Source organism: Cellulomonas sp. H30R-01, from assembly GCF_010119915.1.
Lineage (GTDB): Bacteria > Actinomycetota > Actinomycetes > Actinomycetales > Cellulomonadaceae > Cellulomonas > Cellulomonas algicola.
Map to the genome: position 1 here is coordinate 3003984 of NZ_CP048210.1, position 20710 is coordinate 3024693.

Annotated in this window: 21 protein-coding genes; 7 read left to right on the forward strand and 14 right to left on the reverse strand. The window is 73.8% G+C overall.

Going from position 1 to position 20710, the window contains the following annotated elements; translation table 11 throughout:
• Window positions 1–5: 5 nt before the first annotated feature.
• Window positions 6–443: an STAS domain-containing protein gene (locus tag GXP71_RS13475; protein WP_162353056.1), complete on the forward strand. Its 438-nt coding sequence runs from the start codon at window positions 6–8 to the stop codon at window positions 441–443.
• 106 nt (window positions 444–549) lie between these two features.
• On the opposite strand, the gene fbaA is transcribed toward GXP71_RS13475, so the two are convergent.
• Complete coding sequence (fbaA, locus tag GXP71_RS13480) at window positions 550–1569, reverse strand: class II fructose-bisphosphate aldolase (protein ID WP_162353057.1); 1020 nt, start codon at window positions 1567–1569, stop codon at window positions 550–552.
• Between the two features lie 155 nt (window positions 1570–1724).
• On the opposite strand from fbaA, the gene GXP71_RS13485 reads away from it, so the two are divergent.
• Window positions 1725–2321: a hypothetical protein gene (locus tag GXP71_RS13485; RefSeq protein WP_162353058.1), complete on the forward strand. Its 597-nt coding sequence runs from the start codon at window positions 1725–1727 to the stop codon at window positions 2319–2321.
• Between the two features lie 82 nt (window positions 2322–2403).
• On the opposite strand, the gene GXP71_RS13490 is transcribed toward GXP71_RS13485, so the two are convergent.
• The 8 genes from GXP71_RS13490 to GXP71_RS13525 form a co-directional block, all read right to left on the reverse strand.
• Window positions 2404–3108: a TrmH family RNA methyltransferase gene (locus GXP71_RS13490; protein WP_162353059.1), complete on the reverse strand. Its 705-nt coding sequence runs from the start codon at window positions 3106–3108 to the stop codon at window positions 2404–2406.
• Complete coding sequence (locus GXP71_RS13495; protein WP_162353060.1) at window positions 3105–3695, reverse strand: GNAT family N-acetyltransferase; 591 nt, start codon at window positions 3693–3695, stop codon at window positions 3105–3107. The genes GXP71_RS13490 and GXP71_RS13495 overlap by 4 nt, the downstream gene beginning before the upstream one ends.
• Window positions 3692–4546, reverse strand: a complete 855-nt coding sequence (locus GXP71_RS13500; protein WP_162353061.1) for an SDR family oxidoreductase — start codon at window positions 4544–4546, stop codon at window positions 3692–3694. Before GXP71_RS13500 ends, GXP71_RS13495 begins: the two co-directional genes overlap by 4 nt.
• Window positions 4547–4692: 146 nt before the next feature.
• Entirely contained in the window at window positions 4693–6234 is a 1542-nt protein-coding gene (locus tag GXP71_RS13505) for an alpha-N-arabinofuranosidase (RefSeq protein WP_162353062.1), read from the reverse strand.
• Between the two features lie 83 nt (window positions 6235–6317).
• Window positions 6318–7265 carry a carbohydrate ABC transporter permease gene (locus tag GXP71_RS13510; protein ID WP_124343359.1) on the reverse strand — a complete coding sequence of 316 codons (948 nt, stop codon included), beginning with the start codon at window positions 7263–7265 and terminating at the stop codon, window positions 6318–6320.
• Entirely contained in the window at window positions 7262–8212 is a 951-nt protein-coding gene (locus tag GXP71_RS13515; protein WP_124343360.1) for a carbohydrate ABC transporter permease, read from the reverse strand. Before GXP71_RS13515 ends, GXP71_RS13510 begins: the two co-directional genes overlap by 4 nt.
• 48 nt (window positions 8213–8260) lie before the next feature.
• Window positions 8261–9550 carry an extracellular solute-binding protein gene (locus GXP71_RS13520; RefSeq protein WP_238402754.1) on the reverse strand — a complete coding sequence of 430 codons (1290 nt, stop codon included), beginning with the start codon at window positions 9548–9550 and terminating at the stop codon, window positions 8261–8263.
• 299 nt (window positions 9551–9849) lie between these two features.
• Window positions 9850–10863, reverse strand: a complete 1014-nt coding sequence (locus tag GXP71_RS13525; protein ID WP_124343362.1) for a LacI family DNA-binding transcriptional regulator — start codon at window positions 10861–10863, stop codon at window positions 9850–9852.
• A 122-nt stretch (window positions 10864–10985) separates the two neighbouring features.
• Between GXP71_RS13525 and GXP71_RS13530 the strand changes: the two genes are divergently transcribed.
• Both GXP71_RS13530 and GXP71_RS13535 read left to right on the forward strand, forming a co-directional pair.
• Entirely contained in the window at window positions 10986–11747 is a 762-nt protein-coding gene (locus tag GXP71_RS13530; protein WP_162353064.1) for a VTT domain-containing protein, read from the forward strand.
• Window positions 11744–12517 carry an HAD-IIA family hydrolase gene (locus GXP71_RS13535; RefSeq protein WP_202924250.1) on the forward strand — a complete coding sequence of 258 codons (774 nt, stop codon included), beginning with the start codon at window positions 11744–11746 and terminating at the stop codon, window positions 12515–12517. The genes GXP71_RS13530 and GXP71_RS13535 overlap by 4 nt, the downstream gene beginning before the upstream one ends.
• Before the next feature lie 36 nt (window positions 12518–12553).
• On the opposite strand, the gene GXP71_RS13540 is transcribed toward GXP71_RS13535, so the two are convergent.
• The gene (locus GXP71_RS13540; protein WP_162353065.1) at window positions 12554–12865 is read right to left on the reverse strand and encodes a hypothetical protein; all 312 of its coding nucleotides are present in this window, start codon (window positions 12863–12865) and stop codon (window positions 12554–12556) included.
• 259 nt (window positions 12866–13124) lie between these two features.
• Between GXP71_RS13540 and GXP71_RS13545 the strand changes: the two genes are divergently transcribed.
• A complete protein-coding gene (locus GXP71_RS13545; RefSeq protein ID WP_162353066.1) occupies window positions 13125–13934 on the forward strand; it encodes a YwiC-like family protein in 810 nt (269 codons plus the stop codon).
• A gap of 54 nt (window positions 13935–13988) precedes the next feature.
• On the opposite strand, the gene pyrE is transcribed toward GXP71_RS13545, so the two are convergent.
• Both pyrE and GXP71_RS13555 read right to left on the reverse strand, forming a co-directional pair.
• A complete protein-coding gene (gene pyrE / locus GXP71_RS13550) occupies window positions 13989–14564 on the reverse strand; it encodes an orotate phosphoribosyltransferase (protein WP_162353067.1) in 576 nt (191 codons plus the stop codon).
• 146 nt (window positions 14565–14710) lie between these two features.
• A complete protein-coding gene (locus tag GXP71_RS13555) occupies window positions 14711–15505 on the reverse strand; it encodes an SDR family oxidoreductase (RefSeq protein WP_162353068.1) in 795 nt (264 codons plus the stop codon).
• 203 nt (window positions 15506–15708) lie between these two features.
• Here GXP71_RS13555 and recQ point away from each other — a divergent pair, with 203 nt between their 5' ends.
• Window positions 15709–17784 carry a DNA helicase RecQ gene (recQ, locus tag GXP71_RS13560; RefSeq protein ID WP_370521016.1) on the forward strand — a complete coding sequence of 692 codons (2076 nt, stop codon included), beginning with the start codon at window positions 15709–15711 and terminating at the stop codon, window positions 17782–17784.
• A 14-nt stretch (window positions 17785–17798) separates the two neighbouring features.
• Here the strand turns inward: recQ and GXP71_RS13565 are convergent, their stop codons facing one another.
• A complete protein-coding gene (locus tag GXP71_RS13565) occupies window positions 17799–19067 on the reverse strand; it encodes a hypothetical protein (protein WP_162353070.1) in 1269 nt (422 codons plus the stop codon).
• A gap of 126 nt (window positions 19068–19193) precedes the next feature.
• Window positions 19194–19952, reverse strand: coding sequence for a hypothetical protein (locus tag GXP71_RS13570; RefSeq protein WP_162353071.1), 759 nt, complete (start codon window positions 19950–19952; stop codon window positions 19194–19196).
• A gap of 164 nt (window positions 19953–20116) precedes the next feature.
• On the opposite strand from GXP71_RS13570, the gene GXP71_RS13575 reads away from it, so the two are divergent.
• Entirely contained in the window at window positions 20117–20647 is a 531-nt protein-coding gene (locus tag GXP71_RS13575) for a TM2 domain-containing protein (protein ID WP_162353072.1), read from the forward strand.
• Window positions 20648–20710 lie beyond the last annotated feature (63 nt).

Sequence of the window (20710 nt, forward strand, 5' to 3'; positions counted from 1 at the left end):
GCACTGTGCGCGACGGTAACAGCAGCAACCCGGACGAGTCGGCGACGCCCGACGACGTGGCCGGTCGCGTCGTGGGTGAACCCGGTGCGGTCCACGTGATCGTCGGCACCGACCGCACCCGCATCGTGCTCTCGGGCGAGGTCGACGCCGACCTCGGACCGGAGCTGCAGGAGGCGACCACCGAGGCCGAGCAGGTCGGTCTGCCCATCGAGGTCGACGCCCACCACGTGACGTTCATGGACTCGTCGGGCGTCGCGTTCCTCGCGCGCCTGTCGATCCGCAGCCAGCACCGCGTGCGTCTGCTGCGTGTCCCGCCGACCGTGCGCTTCCTCCTCGAGGTCACGCGCATCGGCGAGCTGCTCGACGTGGTCGAGGGCACCGACGACGCGGCGTTCCAGCCGGTCGGCGACGCCCCGGCGACGAACGGGCCGACGACCTCCTGACGACGGCCCGCCGGCGCGCGTCGGCGGCGCCGACCGCCCGTGAGGCCCCGGACGTGACGACGGGCCCCGACCACCGCGGTGGTCGGGGCCCGTCGTCGTCAGTGCGTCAGAGCTTGTGACCCGCCGAGCGGAGCTGCTGCGCCGCCTCGACGATGCGCTGCGCCATGCCCGCCTCGGCGAGCTTGCCCCACGCGCGGGGGTCGTACGCCTTCTTGTTGCCGACCTCGCCGTCGACCTTCAGGACGCCGTCGTAGTTCTTGAAGAAGTGGTCGGCGACCGGACGGCTGAACGCGTACTGCGTGTCCGTGTCGATGTTCATCTTGATGACGCCGTTGTCGACCGCCTCGGCGATCTCCTCGGCCGTCGAGCCCGAGCCACCGTGGAACACCAGGTCGAACGGCGAGTCCTTGCCGACCTCGGCGCCGACGGCCCTCTGGATCTCCGCGAGGATCGACGGGCGCAGCTTGACCGCACCCGGCTTGTAGACGCCGTGCACGTTGCCGAAGGTGAGGGCCGTCAGGTAGCGGCCCTTCTCGCCGACGCCGAGCGCGCGGACCGTCGCGAGACCGTCCTCCGCCGTCGTGTAGAGCTTCTCGTTGATCTCGGCCTCGTGGCCGTCCTCCTCGCCGCCGACGACACCGACCTCGATCTCGAGAATCGTGCGGGCCGCCTGCGAGAGCTCGAGGAGCTCCGCCGCGATGACGAGGTTCTCGTCCAGCGGGATGTCCGAGCCGTCGAACATGTGCGACTGGAACGTCGGGTTCTCGCCACGCTTGACCTGCTCGGCCTCCAGCGCGAGCAGCGGGCGGACCCACGAGTCGAGGTTCTTCTTGACGCAGTGGTCGGTGTGGAGGGCGACGGTGATGCCGTAGCCCTTCGCGACCTCGGTCGCGTACGCGGCGAGCGCGATCGAGCCGGCGACGCGGTCCTTGACCGTCGCGCCCGACGCGTACTCCGCGCCGCCGACGGAGACCTGGAGGATGCCGTCCGACTCGGCCTCCGCGAAGCCCTGCAGCGCGGCGGTGACGGTCTGGGACGACGTGACGTTCACGGCCGGGTAGGCGAACTTGCCCGCCTTCGCCCGGTCGATCATCTCGGCGTAGACCTCGGGGGTGGCGATGGCCATCTGCAGCACTCCTGCGTTCGTAGGGCGGTGTCGCCCACAGTTTGCCACCGTTCGGCAAAGGGCCGGTCGGGACGTCCTTCCCACGGGACGGCGAGATCAGGCGCTAGCCGGGCCGCGCGCTCAAGTCGGCGGTCGCGCGTGCCGACCGGCTCGTCGTGACCACGTCCCGGACCTCGCGCCCCGCCCGTGCCGCCCGTGCCGCCCTCGTGGCGGCCCTCGCCCTCCCGATGCTCGCCGCGTGCGCGTTCGTCGTCCCGCTGTCCACCGACCAGGCGGCGCCTGCCGACCGAGGAGCCCCCGCCGACCGCGCCGCCCGCGCCCACCGCGGGGCCCCCGCCGACCCGTGCGCCCCGGAGGTCGCCCCGCCCGGGTCGTCGCCCGCGGCCGTCGCGTACCTCGCGGCGGCCGAGGCCACGTCGGCCGACCGCATGGCGCTCTCGGACCGCATCGAGTCGCAGGGCCGGAAGCTGTACGACGTGGACCTCGCGACCGAGGTCGCGATCGACGAGCGGTTCCTGGTCGACCTCCGGGCGATCACCTTCCCGCCCGAGGTCCGGCCCGAGGCCGACGCGTTCGAGGCGGCGCTCGTCGCGTACCTCGACTTCGTCCGGACCGCGGCCGCGCAGCCGGGCTACTACGGCGAGCACCCCGACGTCGCGACCGCGGTCAACAACGCGCGGGGGTCCGCGGGCTCCGCGCTGCGTGACGCCCTCGACCTGCCGCCGAACGGCTGCGTCGTCAACCGCCCCTGAGGTCGCACGTCTGGCGCTCGCGCGCACGCACGTCGTGCGGTCCCGTGCGTGCCCGGGCTCGCCGGCACCGGCGGCTCACCCGTCAGGCCGCCGGTCGCGGGCCCGCGTGCTGCGCGACCCACGCGTGCATCGCGATCGCGGCGGCCGCTCCCGCGTTGATCGAGCGCGTCGAGCCGAACTGGGCGATGTGCAGGACGTCCTGCGCGGCCGCACGCGCGGCGTCGGACAGCCCCACCGACTCCTGACCGAACAGGAGCACGCACGCGCGCGGCAGCGGGTAGCCCTCGAGCGGGACGGAGCCGGGGAGGTTGTCGACGCCGAGCACGGGCAGGGCCGTGCCGTCGCGCCCCGCGGTGGACGCCCACGCGAGCAGGTCGTCGACCGTCGGGTGGTGGCGGACGTGCTGGTAGCGGTCGGTCACCATCGCGCCGCGACGGTTCCAGCGGCGGCGGCCCACGACGTGCACCTCGGCCGCCAGGAACGCGTTCGCGGTGCGGACGACCGAGCCGATGTTGAGGTCGTGCTGCCAGTTCTCGATCGCGACGTGGAACGAGTGGCGGCGCGTGTCGAGGTCCGCGACGACGGCCTCGACCGTCCAGTAGCGGTACCGGTCGACGACGTTGCGCCGGTCGCCGTGCGCGAGCAGCTCGGGGTCGTAGCGGGGGTCGACGTCGCCCGTCGCCGGATCGCGCGGCCACGCGTCCGGTCCGCCGGGCCAGGGCCCGACGCCGACGTCCGCCGGCAGGTCCGGCGCGCGGTCGTCGTCCGGGTGGCGGTGGGGCGTCACGCGTCGCCCGAGTCCGACGCGACGCCCGCGGCCGCGGCCGCGGGCGACCGGTCCACGGCGGTCAGGCGGTACCGACGGCACGGCACGTCGACGCTCACACCCGGGGCGACCTCGACACGGTGGTCGAACGGGCCCTCGTCGGCCCAGCCCTGACGCTCGTAGAAGCGGCGGGCGCGTGCGTTGCCCGGGACGACCGCGAGCCAGGGGTGGGCATGGCCGGCCTCGGCGGCGACGCGGGCCGCGTCGGCGAGCAGCGCCGCCGCGACACCGGTCCCTCGTGCGCTCGCGTCGACGTACACCTGGTCCACCTGGTCGCCGATCGTGGTGGCGAACCCCACGACGTCCCCGCCCAGCACCGCCACGCGGGTGTGGGGCACGAGGCCCGGGGCACGGTCGACGAACGACTGCGGGGTGCGGTGCCGGCTCAGCTCCGCGGGGACGTGCCCGTCGTGGCCGTCGTGCCACCCGGCCGACCAGATCCGCGCCAGCCGGACCGCGTCGTCCGGGACCGCGTCGCGGAGCCTGACCGGGTCGGGCTCGCCGCCCGGGAGCGCGTCGTGGAGCGGGTCGTGCGGGCCGTGGCTCATGCGCCGGCCGTCCGGGCCAGCCACTCGTCGTACGTGACACGGCCGTAGCGGGCGTCGGGGGCGGTCGCGTCGCCGGACGAGAAGAACGCACCGTAGCCGGGGACCGGGAGGCCCACCGGGACGCGCCGGCTGCGGTGCGCGGCGGCCCAGCGGCGTGCGAGGTCGGCACCGTCGAGCTCCTCGGGGCCGGCCACGGTGACCGTCCGCCGACCGGGCTCGCCCTCGTCGCGGGCCTCCCCGTCGAGCGGGGCGTCGAGCGCCGCGGACACGTCGAGGAGCGCCCGCGCGACGTCGGTCACGTCGATCGGCTGGAGGCGCGCGCCGCGCAGGTACGGCACGGTGCCGACGCGGCTGAGCGCACCCGCGAGCGTCGGGCGGCCGAAGAACCGGTCGAAGAAGTCGTGGAACTGCGCGGCGCGCACGAGCGTCGTCGGGACCGCGCTCGCCTGGTAGACGCGCTCCTGCGCGACCTTGGTGCGGTAGTAGCCGATCGCGGTGCCGCGGTCGACGTTGACGATCGACAGCTCGACGGCGAGGCCGACGCCCGCGTCGCGGGCCGCGAGCGCGATCGACGCGGCACCGGCCGTCAGGACCTTCGCGGCGGCGGGCGTCTCCCCGTTGACGGTGTCGATCACGACGTCGGCACCGTCGAACGCGGCGCCGAGCCGTTCGGGGGCGTCGGCCGCGACGGCGTCGGCGGCCACGTACTCGGCCCCGACGACCTGCCGCGTCGCCGGCGGGACGTGCCGCGACACGGACCGCACGCGGTGCCCGCGCCGGAGCGCCTCCTCGACGACGGCCCGCCCCGCGAGCCCCGTCCCTCCCACGACCACGACCGTCCGCTGCGTCATGCCCCGATCATGCCGCTGCCCTCCCCCGCCGACGACCAGCGAGCTCGTCACACCGCGCCGAGCTCGTCAGCCTCGACCGGCGAACCCGGCGCGGACCGACGGGCTCGGCGCGGTGGGCGGTGGCGAGGCCGGGCCGTGACGCGGTGTCAGGCTTTCGTCACCTCGAGCTCGACGACCGCCCACGACAGGGCGGGCAGGCGGACGGTCGCCGTCGAGCCGTCGACCTGGACGTCGTCGAGGGGCACGAGGCCGACCGCGTCGGGGCGGTCCTGCGTGCTCGCGGTGAACCGGTCGCCGCCCTCGGGGATCGTCAGCACCTCGGCGCGGGTCACGCGCGCACCCGTCCAGCCGCGCAGGTCGACGGTGACGTCGGCGGCCGCGTCGAGGCCCCGGTGCGCGAGGAACAGCGCGACGCGCCCGTGCTCCTCGTCCCACGTGGCGGAGGCGTCGACGAGGTCGGTGTCGCCGAACTTCCCCGCGTCGTACCGGTCGGAGGTCGCCGCAACCCGCAGGATCTGCCCGTGGGCCAGCGCCGACATCCGCGCGAACGGCCAGAAGATCGACTGCCGCCACGCGGGCCCACCGGGCTCGGACCGGATGGGCGCGATGACGTTGACGAGCTGCGCCTGGTTGGCGACCTTGACGCGGTCGCCGTGCCGCAGGAGCGAGTTCAGGAACGTGCCGACGACGACGGCGTCGGTGACGTCGTACTCGTCCTCGATGATGCGCGGGTGCTCGCGCCAGACGCCCTCGCGCTCGATGACGTGCGGCTGGTCGGGGGTGTCCTTCCCGCGCTGGTACCAGACGTTCCACTCGTCGAACGAGAGGTTGATGCGCTTGGTGTGCTTCCCGGCGGCCCGCACGGCGTCGGCGGTCGCGACCACCGACTCGATGAAGTGGTCCATGTCGACGGCCGACGCGAGGAAGGACGCGTGGTCGCCCTCGTCCTCCTGGTAGTAGGCGTGCAGCGAGACGTAGTCGACGTACTCGTACGCGTGCCGCAGGACGGTCTGCTCCCACGTGCCGAAGGTCGGCATGCCGGAGTTCGACGACCCGCACGCGACGAGCTCGATCGTCGGGTCGACCAGGCGCATCGCCTTGGCGGTCTCCTGCGCGATCCGGCCGTACTCCTCGGGCGTCTTGGCGCCCATCTGCCACGGGCCGTCCATCTCGTTCCCGAGGCACCACAGCCGGATGTCGAAGGGTTCCGGGTGCCCGTTCGCGGCGCGCAGGTCGGACAGCGCGGTGCCGCCGGGATGGTTGGCGTACTCGACGAGCTGACGCGCCGCCTCGACGCCGCGCGTGCCGAGGTTGACGGCCTCCATGACCTCGACGCCCGCGACGCGCGCCCAGTCGACGAACTCGTGCAGCCCGAACGCGTTGGTCTCGACGGTGTGCCACGCGCCGTCGAGCCGCCGCGGGCGCTGGTCGACGGGCCCGACGCCGTCCTCCCACCGGTAGCCGGACACGAAGTTGCCGCCGGGGTACCGGACGACGCTCACGCCCATCTCGCGGACGAGGTCGAGCACGTCGGTGCGGAACCCGTGCTCGTCGGCCGCGGGGTGCCCGGGCTCGTAGATGCCCGTGTAGACGCACCGGCCCATGTGCTCGACGAACGAGCCGAAGATCCGGCGGGGCACCTCCCCGACGGTGAAGTCGCGGTCGAGGACGAGTCGTGCCTGGGTCATGGGTCTCCTCAGGGTGCTGCGGGTGGTGCGCGGTGCGGGGAGGGCGGCGGCCCGGCGGGTGGTCCGGGCCGCCGCCGGGGACGTCACTGACCGCCGAAGCCGGTGGTCGAGAAGCCCTTGATGATCTGCCGCTGGAAGAACAGGAAGACGACGATCAGCGGCAGCGCGGCGAGCACGGCGGACGACATCGTCTGCGCGTACTGCAGCCCGTACGCGCTCTTCACGGTCTGCAGGCCGACGGGCAGGGTCATCAGCGAGGCGTCGCTCGTGATGATGAACGGCCACAGGAAGTTGTTCCACGCGCCGATGAACACGATGATCGACACGGCCGCGAGGATGGGTCGCGACAGCGGCAGCACGACCGACCAGAACACCCGGAGGCGTCCGGCGCCGTCGATCCGGGCGGCGTCCTCGAGCTCGACGGGCACCTGCTCGAAGAACTTCTTGAGGACGAACACCATGGCCGGGTGCACGACCTGCGGGAGGATGATCGCCCAGTACGTGTCGACGAGGTTGAGCGTGAGCATCTCGTAGAACAGCGGGACGATCAGCACCGGCGGCGGCACGATGATCGACGCGATGATCAGCCAGAACAGCCACCGGCGGCCGCGGAAGTCGATGCGGGCGAGCGCGTAGGCGGCCAGCGACGACACGGTCAGCGTGATGACCGTGATCGCCACGGCCGTGACCAGGCTGTTCCACGTCCAGAGCGGGATGTTCCCCTCGCGGAGCACGCTCGCGTACGCGTCGGTGGTGAACCCGTCGGACGGGAACCACGAGACGGGCGTGGCGGCCGCGGCGGTCTCGGACTTGAACGACGTGAACACGGCCCACAGGAACGGCAGCAGCCAGAACACGGCGAGGACGACGAGCGTGACGATCGCGAGGATCCGGCCCGGGCTGGCGAAGTGCTCGCCGACACGCAGGCCCGCGGCGTGCGCGAATCTGCCCTGCGGGCGGCGACGACGACCGCCGGCGACGGCGGCTCCGGCGGCTCCGGCGTTCGGCTGCGGGGCGACGGTGGTGGTCATCGGGCGCTCCTGCGGAAGGTGAACGGGACCTGCGCGAGCGACACGATGATGATGACCGCGAAGAAGATGTACGCGATCGACGACGCGTAGCCGAACCGGTACCCGGTGAAGCCGGACTCGAAGATGTACTGGACGACGGGCCGCGTCACACCGCCCGGACCGCCCTGGGTCATGATGTAGATCTGGTCGAACACCTTGAGCGACGCCAGGATCTGCAGGATGACGATGAGCGCCGTGGTCGGGCCGAGCTGCGGGATCGTGATCGACCAGAGCTGCCGCCAGCGGCCGGCGCCGTCGAGCGCGGACGCCTCGTACTGCTGCTCGGGGATGTTCTGCAGCGCCGTCAGGTAGAGCAGGAAGTTGAACCCGACGGTCCACCACAGCGTCTCGACGACGACCGCGAGCATGGCCCACCGCGTGTCCTGCAACCAGGCCTGTCCCTCGACGCCGAGGGCGCCGAGCATGTAGTTCACGAGGCCGAGCTGGGGGTTGTACATCCAGATCCAGAACTGCGCGGCCACGGTGGACGCGAGCAGGAACGGCATGAAGAACGACAGCCGCCACAGCCACTGGCCGGGCAGCCCCTGGAACACGAGCAGCGCCATGACGAGCGCGACGAGCACGAGCGGCACCGTCGAGAGGACGGTGAACCACAGCGTGTTGAGCATCGAGCGCCACATGATCGGGTCGCGCAGGGCCTCGGCGTAGTTGTCGAAGCCGAGGAACGCGCCGCCGGCGCCGGTGATCGACTCGCCGGTGAACGACAGGTAGAAGCCGTGGATGAGCGGCCAGATCAGGAACATCGCGAAGACGACGACGAACGGCGCGACGAACAGCCAGCCGATGCGGGTGTCGCGCGATCGTGGGGTGCGGGTGGTGGATCGGTCGGACGTCGACGTGCCGGTACGGCTACGTCCGGCGCCGACGTCTACAGCGGCAGAGGACACGATCGGACTCCTTCGTCGGATCGGGCGGTCAGGTCGGCAGGAAAGGCGTCAGACCGGGTTCGGCTTCGAGAGCTGGACGTCGACGCGTCGCACGAAGGCGCCGAAGCCCTCCGCCGGGTCCGCGCCGTCGAGGTACACGTTCTGCACGGTCTCCAGGAAGTAGCTCTGGAAGTCGCTGCCGGAGCCCGTGAACCACGCCTCGGGGTCGTAGTTGAGGATCTCGGCCGCGGGTGCGTAGTGCGCCTGCGGGACGAGGTCCTGGTACTCGGGGCTCTGCACGACCGGCTGGAAGGCGGGGATGTGCCCGGCCTCGGCCCACGCGAACGAGCTCTGCAGGATGTCCGCGACGAACCGGTAGGTCGCGCGCCGCTGCTCGGGGTCCGGGTCGGACTGGTGGGGCAGCGTGAACGCGTGCGAGTCCGCGTACGCGGCGGGCGTGCCGAACAGCGTCGGGATCGGCATCGCGTCGAACGGGATGCCGGCGTTCTTGGCCGTCGGCAGCTCCCAGACGCCGGTGAAGAACATCCCGCTCTCCCCCGACATGAACTCCGCGACCGCGGTGCCGTAGTCGCCGTCGGGGGCGCAGATCGTGCCGTCGAGCAGCGTCTGGATGTACTCGAGCGACTCGACCGCGGCGTCGGTGTCGACCTCCGCGCGGGTGCCCGACAGGTCGAACTCGGCGTCGTGCTGCTTGTAGAGCGTGTAGAACAGCCGCCACATCTGGGCACCGTCGCCGAGGTACCCGTACGACAGCCCGTGCTTGCCGGTGACGCCCTGCATGGCGCGCGCGACCTCGAGGAACTGGTCGGCGTCCTCGATGGGGGCGAGCTGGCCGTCGGACCCGAGCACGCCCGCCTGCTCGGCGATGTCGGTGTTGTAGAACATCACGAACGGGTGCGAGTCGAGCGCGATCGAGAACTGCGTCCCGTCGAGCCCGCCCTTCTCCCAGACGCGCGGGAGGAAGTCCTGCTCGGTGACGTCGAACTCGGCGAGCAGGTCGAGGTCCCACGGGTCGAGCAGGCCACCCGGGGCGTACCCGGCGATGCGCGACGCGTGCATGATCGCGGTGTCCGGGGCGCGCCCGCCGACGCTCGCCATCGCGAGCTTGGTGTAGTACGGCGCACCCCACGCGAGGACGGTCTGCGTCGCGTGGTACCCGTGGTCGAGGGCGTTCACGTCCTCGACCAGGCCGGCCATGTTGATGCCGTCGCCGCCGGACAGCAGGTGCCAGAACGCGAGCTCGCGGACGCCGTCGGCGGCGGCGGTCGGGGACGCGCAGCCCGCGAGCGACCCCGCGGCCGCGACGCCGCCGATCGCCGCGAGCGAGCCGAGCAGCATCTGCCGGCGGGTGAGGCCGGTCAGGCCCGAGGACGGGCCGGAGCGGCCCGGGACGACGAACCCGGCGCGGTCGAGCGCGGGGGTGGAGGGGTTCGGGCCGCGCGGGGGCCCGTGGCGATCGGTCATGCCGTCACTCCTTCGTGAGACACGTGTCGAGGTCCCGCCACCGTCGGCTCGCGGACGGTTCGACGCCGTCCCCGGGGTTGGCCGTGGCAGGACCAGTCGTGAGCATTACATCGTTGAAACGGGTCGGCAAGAGGGACGCCACGCCGCCAACCGGACAGATCGCCGGGACCGGCTCAGGAGCGCGTCGTGCTCGCGCGGACGACCACGCGGTGCGGGACGGTGAGGCGCCGCGGTGCGCGGTGCGGGTCGTCGATGCGGTCGCGCAGCAGGTCGAGCGCCGTCGCCGCGAACGCGCGCAGGTCGAACGAGACCGTCGTCAGCGGGGGCACCGCGTACCGGCTCGGCTCGACGTCGTCGAACCCCGCGACCGCCACGTCGTCGGGCACGCGCAGCCCTCGCTCCCACAGCACGTGCACGACCGCGAGCGCCATCGAGTCGGTGAAGCAGAAGAACGCCTCGGGCGGCGGGTGCTCGTCGAGGAACGCCCGCACCGCGTCACGCGCCTCGTCGGCCGTCCAGCGCGGCGTGGCGATCTCGAGCACGGGGTCGTGCGCCACACCCGCGGCCGCGAGCGCCTGGCGGTAGCCCTCGGTCCGCTGCCGGGCAGCCGCCGTCTCGGCGTCGCCCGGGACCCCGACGACGGCGATGCGCCGCACGCCCGTCGCGAGCAGGTGCTCGGTCATGTCGCGCGCCCCCGCGACGCTGTCGACGCCCACCTGGTCCGTCCGGTCCTGCTCGACCTCGCCGATCAGGACCGTGGGCGGCAGCGGACCCCGCGCGACGTGCTCGTCGACGACCGACTCGGCCAGCGACACCGGGTTGAGGACGAGCCCGTCGACGAGGTGCGACCGGGCCCGGGACAGGAGCGCCTGCTCGCGGTGCGGCTCCGCGGCCGTCTCCTCGATCTGCACGCTCCACCCGCGCGCGTGCCCCTCCTCGACGAAGTGGTGCGCGACCTCCGCCGAGTACGCGGTCGAGAGGTCCGGGAGCGCGAGCGCGATCAGCCCGTACCGACCGTTGCGCAGGCCCCGGGCGCCCAGGTTCGGCACGTAGTCGAGCTCCGCGAGCGCCTCCTCGACGCGGGCCCGCGTCTCCGGCCGGACGAACGCGGTGCCGTTGATGACGTTCGACACCGTCTTCGGGGACACCCCGGCGCGCAGCGCGACGTCCTTCACGGTGGACCGCATCGCCGCCCTCTCCTCGACCGCCGGTGGGCGCCCATTGTCCCGACGACGACGAGCCGCGGTCCACACCGTTCCCACACAGGGACGCACGTCGGGGCCACGGGCGGGCACGTACCCTGGACGTCATGCTGACGACGACCCTCGGGGCCGCACTGCACGCCGCCGGCCCCGTCGCCACGCTCGGGCCGGACTTCCTCGACCCCGACCACATGATCTCGTCGTTCGGGACCGCGGTCGTCATCGGCATCGTCGCCGTCATCTTCGTCGAGACCGGGCTGCTGTTCCCCATCCTGCCCGGCGACTCGCTGCTCTTCACCGCGGGCGCGCTGGTCGCGCAGGACCTGTTCCCGGTGCACATCAACATCTGGATGCTGTGCGGGCTGCTGTTCCTCGCGGCGTTCCTCGGCGACCAGACCGCCTTCTTCATCGGCCGGCGGCTCGGCCCGCGCGTCTTCAACAAGCCCGACTCGCGCTTCTTCAAGAAGAAGTACATCGACCAGACGTACGCGTACTTCGACAAGTACGGCGGCCGGACGATCATCGTCGCGCGCTTCGTCCCCATCGTGCGCACGTACGCGCCCGTCGCCGCGGGCGTCGGCAACATGCGCTACCGCCACTTCGTCACCTACAACGCCGTCGGCGCGCTCCTGTGGGGCGTGGGCGTGACGATGCTCGGCTACCTGCTCGGCAACATCCCGTTCGTCAAGGACAACATCGAGGGCCTGCTCGTCCTCATCGTCCTGCTGTCGGTCGTGCCGATGGGCATCGAGCTGCTGCGCGCGCGCCGCCACCGCGACGACGCGCCGCTCGACGCCGACGGTCGCGACACCCGCTACGACGAGCAGTCCGAGCGCGAGGCCGTCGAGCGCAAGGTGTTCGGCGAGTGACGCGGGAGATCCGCTCCTGGCTGTCCGACATGGACGGCGTCCTCGTGCACGAGGGCACCGCCCTGCCGGGCGCCGCCGAGTTCGTCACGGCCCTGCGGGACGGCGACCGCCCCTTCCTGGTCCTCACCAACAACTCGATCTTCACGCCGCGCGACCTCGCCGCCCGCCTGCGGGCCAGCGGGATCGACGTCCCCGAGCGCGCCATCTGGACGTCCGCGCTCGCGACCGCGCAGTTCCTCACCGACCAGATGCCCGGCGGCTCCGCGTACACGATCGGCGAGGCCGGCCTCACGACCGCCCTGTACGAGGCCGGCTACACCCTCACGTCGTCGGACCCGGACTTCGTGGTGCTCGGCGAGACGCGCACCTACTCGTTCGAGGCGATCACGCAGGCCATCCGGCTCATCCAGGGCGGCGCGCGGTTCATCGCGACCAACCCCGACGTCACCGGACCGTCCGCGGAGGGCGACCTGCCCGCGACCGGTGCCGTCGCCGCGATGATCTCCGCCGCGACCGGCCGCCAGCCGTACTTCGTCGGCAAGCCCAACCCGATGATGATCCGGTCCGCGCTCAACCGGATCGACGCGCACTCCGAGACGACCGTCATGGTCGGCGACCGCATGGACACCGACGTCGTCGCCGGGATCGAGGCCGGGCTGCGGACCATCCTCGTGCTGTCCGGGTCGACGCGCCGCGAGGACGTCGAGCGCTTCCCGTTCCGCCCGAGCGAGATCGCCGACTCCGTCCAGGACCTCGTCGACCGCGTCTGACGTCGTCCCCGGAGGCAGCAGCTCGACCGGGCGGTGTCACCCGGCGTCAGGCGCCTCCCCGCGCGCGACGGGGTCGTCCGCCCACGCGCGCGCCAGACAGACGCCGAACGCAGTGCCGACCGCCAGCCCGGCCGTGAGGGCCGGTCCCGGCAGCACCCCGATGTCCGCCGCCCAGACCCCCAGCCAGATCGCGACAAGGACGTTGGCCGCGCCCCAGAGCACGTTGACGGGCGCCGACGCGGGCGACGCCCAGGGCACCTTGTGGCGGCCGCCGGTCAAGCCCTTCGTGAGGTGCGGGAGGGAGTTGAGCGCGAATCCGCCGGCGAGGGCGGCGACCAGGTACCCCATGGCGCGAGCATGCCACCGCACCGACCGGCGAGCCGCCGACGGAGACCGTCGACGTCGCGCGCACCCCGTCCCACGCGGCTGCCCCCGCCGCGCGACGGTGCCGTCGACCGATGCGTCCCTCGGGGCTCGTCAGACCGTCGCGGCCGTCCCGGCGCCGCTCGCGACGTCGGGGACGCACGGGCGGCCCCGGACCGTCGCCCGGCACCTCGGGGGGCCTAGGTCCCGTCGCACGGCGTGACCGACGGGGCATGCTCGCCGCATGCCGACGACCGCCCCGCACCGTGCCGGCACCGTCCGTCGCCGCCGCGGGCCGGGTTGGGTGCCGCAGCAGCACGGGGCGTGGGCGATGCTCGTCGTCCCCCTCGTGGTCGGCACCGTGCTCGCAGGGCCGACCTGGCGGCACGCGCTGCTGCTGGTCGCCTGGCTGGTCGCGTTCCTCGCGTACAACGCCGCCGGGCTGTGGCTCAAGGCGTCGCGCCGCCCGCGGTACCGGCCGCCGGTCGGAGCGTACGGCGTCGCGACGGCGGTGCTCGGCGGGCTCCTGCTGGCTGTGACGCCGTCGCTGCTGTGGTGGGCGCCCGTGTTCGGCGTGCTTCTCGCAGTGAGCCTCGTGTGCTCGGCCCGGCGCGCCGACCGGTCCTGGCTCAACGACGGCGTGACCGTCGTCGCGGCGATGCTCATGACGGTCGTGGCCGCAGGCCTCGGCTCGCCCGGGCCGCTGCCCGGCGCCGGCGACCCGCGGGCGTGGGCGGCCACGGGGCTGCTCGCCGCCTACTTCCTCGGCACGGTGCCGTACGTGAAGTCGCTCATCCGCGACCGCGGCGACCGCACCGTGCTCGCGGTCTCCGTCGGTTACCACTCGGCCCTCGTGGCCGGGGCGCTCGTGGCCGCCGGCGTGGCCGCGCCCCGCGTCGCCGGCGCAGCGGTCTGCCTGCTCGTCGGGCTCGGGCTGCTCGTCCGCGCGGTCCTGGTGCCCCGCCGTCGCCCGTGGCCGTCGGCGAAGGCGATCGGGGTCGGCGAGGTGGTCGCGACGGTCGTCGTGACAGCCGCGACGCTCGCCGTGGTCTGAGCGCGGTCCCGCCGACACGGACGAGCGGCCCGGTGGCCGCTCCCGTGCCGTCCGTCAGGCGAGGCCGAGGTCCGCGAGCGTGAAGAGGGCGTGGTACGGGACGCCGAGCGCCTCGATCTTCGCCTGCGCGCCCGTCGCGCGGTCGACGATCACCGCGACGCCCAGCACCTCGGCACCCGCCTCGCGCGCGGCCTCGACGGCCGCGATGGGCGAGCCGCCGGTCGTGGACGTGTCCTCGAGGACGACCACGCGGCGGCCGGTGATGTCCGGACCCTCGATGCGGCGCTGCATGCCGTGGGCCTTCGCCTCCTTGCGGACGACGAACGCGTCGAGGTCCTGCCCGCGCGACGCGGCCGCGTGCAGGAGGGACGTCGCGACCGGGTCGGCGCCGAGGGTGAGGCCGCCGACCGCGTCGATCTCGGCCGTGCCGAGCCCGACCTCCTCGAGCAGGTCGAGCATGAGGTGGCCGATCAGCGGGGCCGCGCGGTGGTGCAGCGTGACGCGGCGCAGGTCGACGTAATAGTCGGCCTCGCGGCCCGACGACAGCGTGACCTTCCCGTGCACGACCGCGAGGTCCTGGATGAGGGCGAGCAGCTGCTCGCGGGGCGTCGGCGAGAGGTCGTGGGTCACGGCCCCCAAGGCTAGACCGTGGGCCGTGGACGGACGCCGCCGTCTCGTCCGTCAGGCGGCGGTCGCCCGGGTGCCGTGGTCGTCCCCGTCCGACGGGGACGTGCAGCGACGGCCCCGTCGGCGTCCGGGTGCCGCGGTGGCCCGCCTCAGGCGTCGGCGTCGGCGTCCGCCGGGGCGTCGTCGATCGCGCGGCGGTAGCGGCCGATCGCACGGATCGCGGAGCGCGGGGCGATGCGGGCCAACGCCGACATCGTGCGGTAGCGCGCGCTCGGGGTCGAGATCACGACGCCGCGGCGCACGTCGGCCAGGGCCGTCGCGACGACGTCCTCGGCGTTCAGCCAGACGATCTCGGGGTACTGGCTCATGTCGATGCGGCCGCGCTCGTGGAACTCGGTGTGCGTGAAGCCGGGGTTCACGACGGTCGCGGTGACGCCGGTGCCCTTCAGCTCGACCGCGAGGCCCTCGGTGAAGGACTGCACCCACGCCTTGTGCGCCGAGTACGTGCCCGACGCCATGAGCGCCGCGACCGACCCGACGTTGAGGATCGCGCCACGACCGCGCGCGACCATCGCCTCGGCGGCCGCGTGCGAGAGGACCAGGACCGCGCGGACCATGACGTCGAGCGCCGTGAGCTCGCGCTCGAGGTCGCCGCCGACGAACTCCTGGTTGAGGCCGAAGCCGGCGTTGTTCACCAGCAGGCCGACGGGGCTCTCGTCGCTGCGCAGCCGGTCCGCCACGCGGGCGACGTCGTCGGACCTCGTGAGGTCGGCGACCAGCACCTCCGCGCGGATGCCCGCAGCGGCCTCGAGCTGGGCGGCGAGACGCGTGAGGCGCTCCTCGTCGCGGGCGACGAGGACGACGTCGTGCTTGGCGGTGGCGAGCTGCCAGGCGAACTCCAGGCCGAGACCGGCGCTGGCGCCCGTGACGAGTGCGGTTCCCATGCGGCCACCCTACGGACCGTCCGGGCCCTGTCGCAGCGCTTCGGCGAGCCGTCCCCAGCCCGGCCCTGCCCTCCGGTGTCCACGGCTCGCCCGGGCGGGTCCGCGGTGTGGGCCGGGGCTCGTAGGGTGGGCGGGTGCCCGCCGGACCCGCCCGACCCAGCTCCCGTGCCGTCGCGTCGGCGGCGTGGACGGACGACGTCCCGCTGCCCGACGAGCCGCCCTTCGACCCCGCGTACGACGAGCCGCCGTACGACGCGGCGTTCGACGAGCCGCCGTTCGACCCGGCGTACGACGCGGCACCGCCGGACCGGCCCTCCGGGAGCAGCCGTGCTGCGCGCGGCGCGTCGGCGGGCCGGTCCGACGACGCGGACCGGAGGGCCCGCGACGAGGCTGCGCACGGTGCACCCGTCCCGGGCCGCACGCGTCCGCGCGCCGTCCCGGAGCCCGACGACGGCCCGCGCCCGACGCCGCAGGAGGTCCTCCAGCGCGTCTGGGGGTACGACGCGTTCCGCGGCGACCAGGCGGAGATCATCGACACCGTCGTGGCCGGCGGGGACGCGCTCGTCCTCATGCCGACCGGCGGCGGCAAGTCGCTCTGCTACCAGGTGCCCGCGCTCGTGCGGCCCGGCACGGGCGTCGTCGTGTCGCCGCTCATCGCGCTCATGCAGGACCAGGTCGACGCGCTGTCCGCGCTCGGCGTGCGCGCCGGGTTCCTCAACTCGACGCAGCAGCCGCACGAGCGGCGGGCCGTCGAGCAGGCGTTCCTCGACGGCGAGCTCGACCTGCTCTACCTCGCGCCCGAGCGGCTGCGCGTGCCGGACACGATCGACCTGCTCGACCAGGGCCGCATCGCGCTGTTCGCGATCGACGAGGCGCACTGCGTCTCGCAGTGGGGGCACGACTTCCGCCCCGACTACCTGCAGCTGTCGATGGTGCACGAGCGCTGGCCCGACGTGCCGCGCATCGCCCTGACCGCGACCGCGACGGCCGCCACGCACGCCGAGATCGCGCAGCGCCTGCAGCTCGAGGACGCCCGGCACTTCGTCGCGAGCTTCGACCGGCCCAACATCCAGTACCGGATCGCCCCCAAGGACAACCCGCGCGCCCAGCTGCTCGACCTGCTGCGCACCGAGCACGCCGGCGACGCGGGGATCGTCTACTGCCTGTCGCGCAACTCCGTCGAGCAGACCGCCGAGCACCTCGTCGCGAACGGCGTCCCGGCGCTCCCGTACCACGCGGGTCTCGACCGACTGGTCCGGGCACGCAACCAGGCGCGCTTCCTGCGCGAGGACGGGCTGGTCATGGTCGCGACCATCGCGTTCGGCATGGGCATCGACAAGCCGGACGTGCGGTTCGTCGCGCACCTCGACCTGCCGAAGTCCGTCGAGGGCTACTACCAGGAGACCGGCCGCGCCGGACGCGACGGGCTGCCGTCGACCGCGTGGCTCGCGTACGGGCTCGCCGACGTCGTCCAGCAGCGGCGCATGATCGACACCTCCGACGGCGACGCCGCGCACCGCCGCCGCCTCACGCAGCACCTCGACGCGATGCTCGCGCTCTGCGAGACGGTGTCGTGCCGCCGTGTGCAGCTGCTCAACTACTTCGGCCAGACGTCCGAGCCGTGCGGCAACTGCGACACGTGCCTGACTCCGCCCGAGTCGTGGGACGGCACCGTCGCCGCGCAGAAGCTCCTGTCGACGATCGTGCGGCTCGACCAGCGCAACCAGCGGTACGGCGTCGGGCACCTCGTCGACATCCTGCGCGGCAAGACGACCCCCCGCGTCCAGCAGCTCGGGCACTCCTCGCTCAGCACGTTCGGACTCGGCACCGACCTGTCCGACGGCGAGTGGCGCGGCGTGGTCCGCCAGCTCCTCGCGCTCGAGCTGCTCGCCGTCGACTCCGACGGCTACGGCACGCTGCGGCTCGCGCCCGCGTCGGCCGAGGTGCTGCGCGGCGACCGCGAGGTCCGCCTGCGGCGCGAGCCCGAGCGCACCGGCCGGTCGCGCGGCGGCTCGTCGAGCCGTGACCGCCGCGCCACCGTGGCGGCCGACCTGAGCGACGACGCCGCCGAGCGGTTCGAACGGCTGCGGGCCTGGCGCGCCGGTGCCGCGAAGGAGCAGGGCGTGCCCGCGTACGTCGTGTTCCACGACGCGACGCTCCGGGAGATCGCGACGCAGCAGCCGGCCAGCGTCGAGGCGCTCGGGACGATCAGCGGCGTCGGCGCGACCAAGCTCGACCGCTACGGCGAGGGCGTCCTCGCGGCGCTCGCCGCGCAGTAGCCCGGGCCGCGTCGTCAGCCGTGCGCGGTGCCCCCGCGGACGAGGTGGTACTGCCGGTCGACCTTCCCCAGGCTGACGAGGTCGATGCCGCCGCCCGGCGGGAACGCGGTGAGCACGGCGGACAGCATCAGGACGAGCCACGGGTCGGTGATGGCCGCACCCGTGACCGGCACGGCGTCGAACTGGCCGTTGGGCGTGGAGATCTGCAGGACCCCGCCCACCACGGCGCACGCGGCCGGGGCGGCCGGGTCGACGGCCACGACGTGGGTGAGCGCCTGTGCCGCGAGATGGAGCTGCGCGGTTCCCCGTGCGTACGCGTCCAGCGCCGTGATGTCGGCGTCGACCAGGTGGGGGTTGCCCCAGAGGGCGTACCCGACGGCGGTGCGGCCCGTGGCGTGCGCCGGCATCGGGATCCCGTCGGCCTGCGCCAGGATGCCTGGGGACGGTGCGGCGCCGGTGCGGTCGACCGCCACGAGGTGCTGGAGCAGGTTCTCGGAGTGGATCCGGGCGTGCGTGATGATGCTGACCGCGCGCGCGAGCTGGCTCGCGACCGCCGGCACGGGCGCGCCGCCGCCGCCGGCCGCGGCGCCTGCGCCGGCGTCGGGGTTGCCGATCTGGAGCGCGCTCCGTGTGCCGTCGAGGAACCGGATCGCGAAGTCGAAGTGCGGGGCGTTGAACACCCGCTGCGGGCCCGTCATCACGCGGAACGCGGTGCCGCCGTACGCGAGGTCGATCACTGCGGCCCGCGCGCCGTGCGCCGACTCGTGCGCGAGCGTCATGGCGAGCTCGGCCGCGTCGTCGTGCTCGACCGTGTCCGGCAGCGTGATGGTCTGCGAGGCCGCGTGGGTCTCGGCGTCCCGGCCGAACCGGGCGAGCCAGCCGCTGACCTTGACCTTCGTGCGGTCCCGCGACCACAGGTCGAGGACTCCGAGCATCTCCTCGTACACGGCGGTGGCCTCGGCCACCTGAGCGAGGCCGAACACGCGTCGGATGAGCTGCGGCCGCGCGAGCACCCGCATGATGCCGACCTGGGCGACTGCGGCGGCCGCCTTGACGACGTCGTGCTGCGCGGCGGTCGCCAGCGTGATCTGCGGGAGGTGCGCGGTCCCGGCGCGCTGCACCGTGGGCGGCGACAGCAGGCCCGCGGTCGCGCGGTTGCCGACAGTTCGCTGCAGGCCGAGCGCGGACGTCGCGGTGGCCGCGGCCGGGCGTCTGCCCTGCGCAGGTCCGCGCGGCTGGTCCGCGGCCGGCGTCCTCGGGCGGGCGGCTTCTCCGTACGGCATGTGTCCCCCTCCACCCGCCGTCTCCGACCAGGGTGCACCCCGACGGCGGTCCGCGACAGCCGTGGGGCTCACGCGGTCCGGGAGCCGCCCCGCGACCCGGCCCGCCGCGCCGACCGGCGCCGGCGGTCACGCGAGGTCGACGTACACGTCCAGCGCACCGGCCGGTGCGAGACCGAGGCCGGCGAGCGTCACGGTCTCCTCCTCGGTGTCCGGGTGCGCCAGCGCGACGCGCGCGCCTGCGGTGAACGCGCCGCGCAGCAGCCACGCCCCGACCGCTGCGAGCACCGCCCGGTCCGGCACGTCCGGCAGGTCCGGCACGGCGGCGAGGCCGGAGAGGTACGCCGCGGGACCGGCGTGCCCGTCCGAGCGCAGCACGTAGCCGGTCGCGACCGGCGCACCGTCGAGGGACGCGAGCGCCACCGTCACGGGGCCAGGCGCGTGCAGGTGCGGCTCGATCCACGCGGACTCGAGCGCGGGGTCGCCGTCGAAGGCGGCGGCGTCGACGGCGACGACGGTCGACAGGTCGTTGGGACCCGCGACGCGGACCTGCAGCCCCGGCACCGCCGGGGCGTCGACCGGCCCGGCGTCGCGCAGGACGAGGTGCTTGCGGAACAGGAAGGTGCCGTGCGGCCACGCAGAGCCGGCGGGGACGCGGACGCCCCACGGGACGGCGAGCGGCTCGTACCAGGCGCGCAGGGCCGCGACGTCCACCAGGGCGGGGTCGGTCACGTCGCCGTTGTTCCACTGCGGGTGCGGCAGACCGCTCGCCATGAGGCGGACGCCGGGCGCGGCACCCGTCGCGCCGCCGCGACCGGTGCGGAGCAGACCGTGCTGCTCCCAGGCGTCGGCGTGCACCGTGCGGGCGAGGAGGGCGTGCGGTTCCACGGCTCGATCGTGCCTCGACGGGGTGGGGGCGCGCGGCCGACGCGCGAGACGACGGCGCGTACCGGTGCGCGCAGCAGCCGCGGGGCCCTAGCGTTGCGCCCGGTGCGCCGCTGCGGCGTCGCACCTGATGAGAGGCCCATCAGCACGCACGAACGGAGCCATGGATGTCGACGACCCCGCCCGAGGGCACCGGACCGGCCGAGCCGGTCGACCCGACGAGCACCCCCGCGCACGACCTGTCCAAGCCCCAGCCGCCCGCTGCCCCGCCGGCGCCCGCGTACGGCAGTCCCGCCTACGGTGCGCCTGGGTACGGGGCCCAGCCCGCGTACGGTGCGCCCGCCGAGTCCTCCAAGTCGTTCGTCGCGACGTGGCTGCTCGCGTGGTTCCTCGGCGTGCTCGGCGTCGACCGCTTCTACCTGGGCAAGGTGGGCACGGGCATCCTCAAGCTCGTGACCTGCGGCGGTCTGGGCATCTGGGCGCTGGTCGACCTGATCCTGACGCTCGCGGGTGTCCAGCGGGACAAGGCGGGCCTCCCGCTCGCCGGGTACCAGCAGCACAAGAAGCTGGCGTGGATCATCACCGCGATCGGCTTCGTCATCGGCCTCTTCGGGAGCGCCGCGAACCAGGCGACGATCGTCGACCAGCTCGACACGTCGTCGGCGGTCGTCGTCGTGGTGCAGGACGCCGCGCTCTGATCGCGCTGACGCTCGGCTGACGGGGTGCTGCTGCGGCAGCACCCCGTCGTCGTCCCGGAGGGG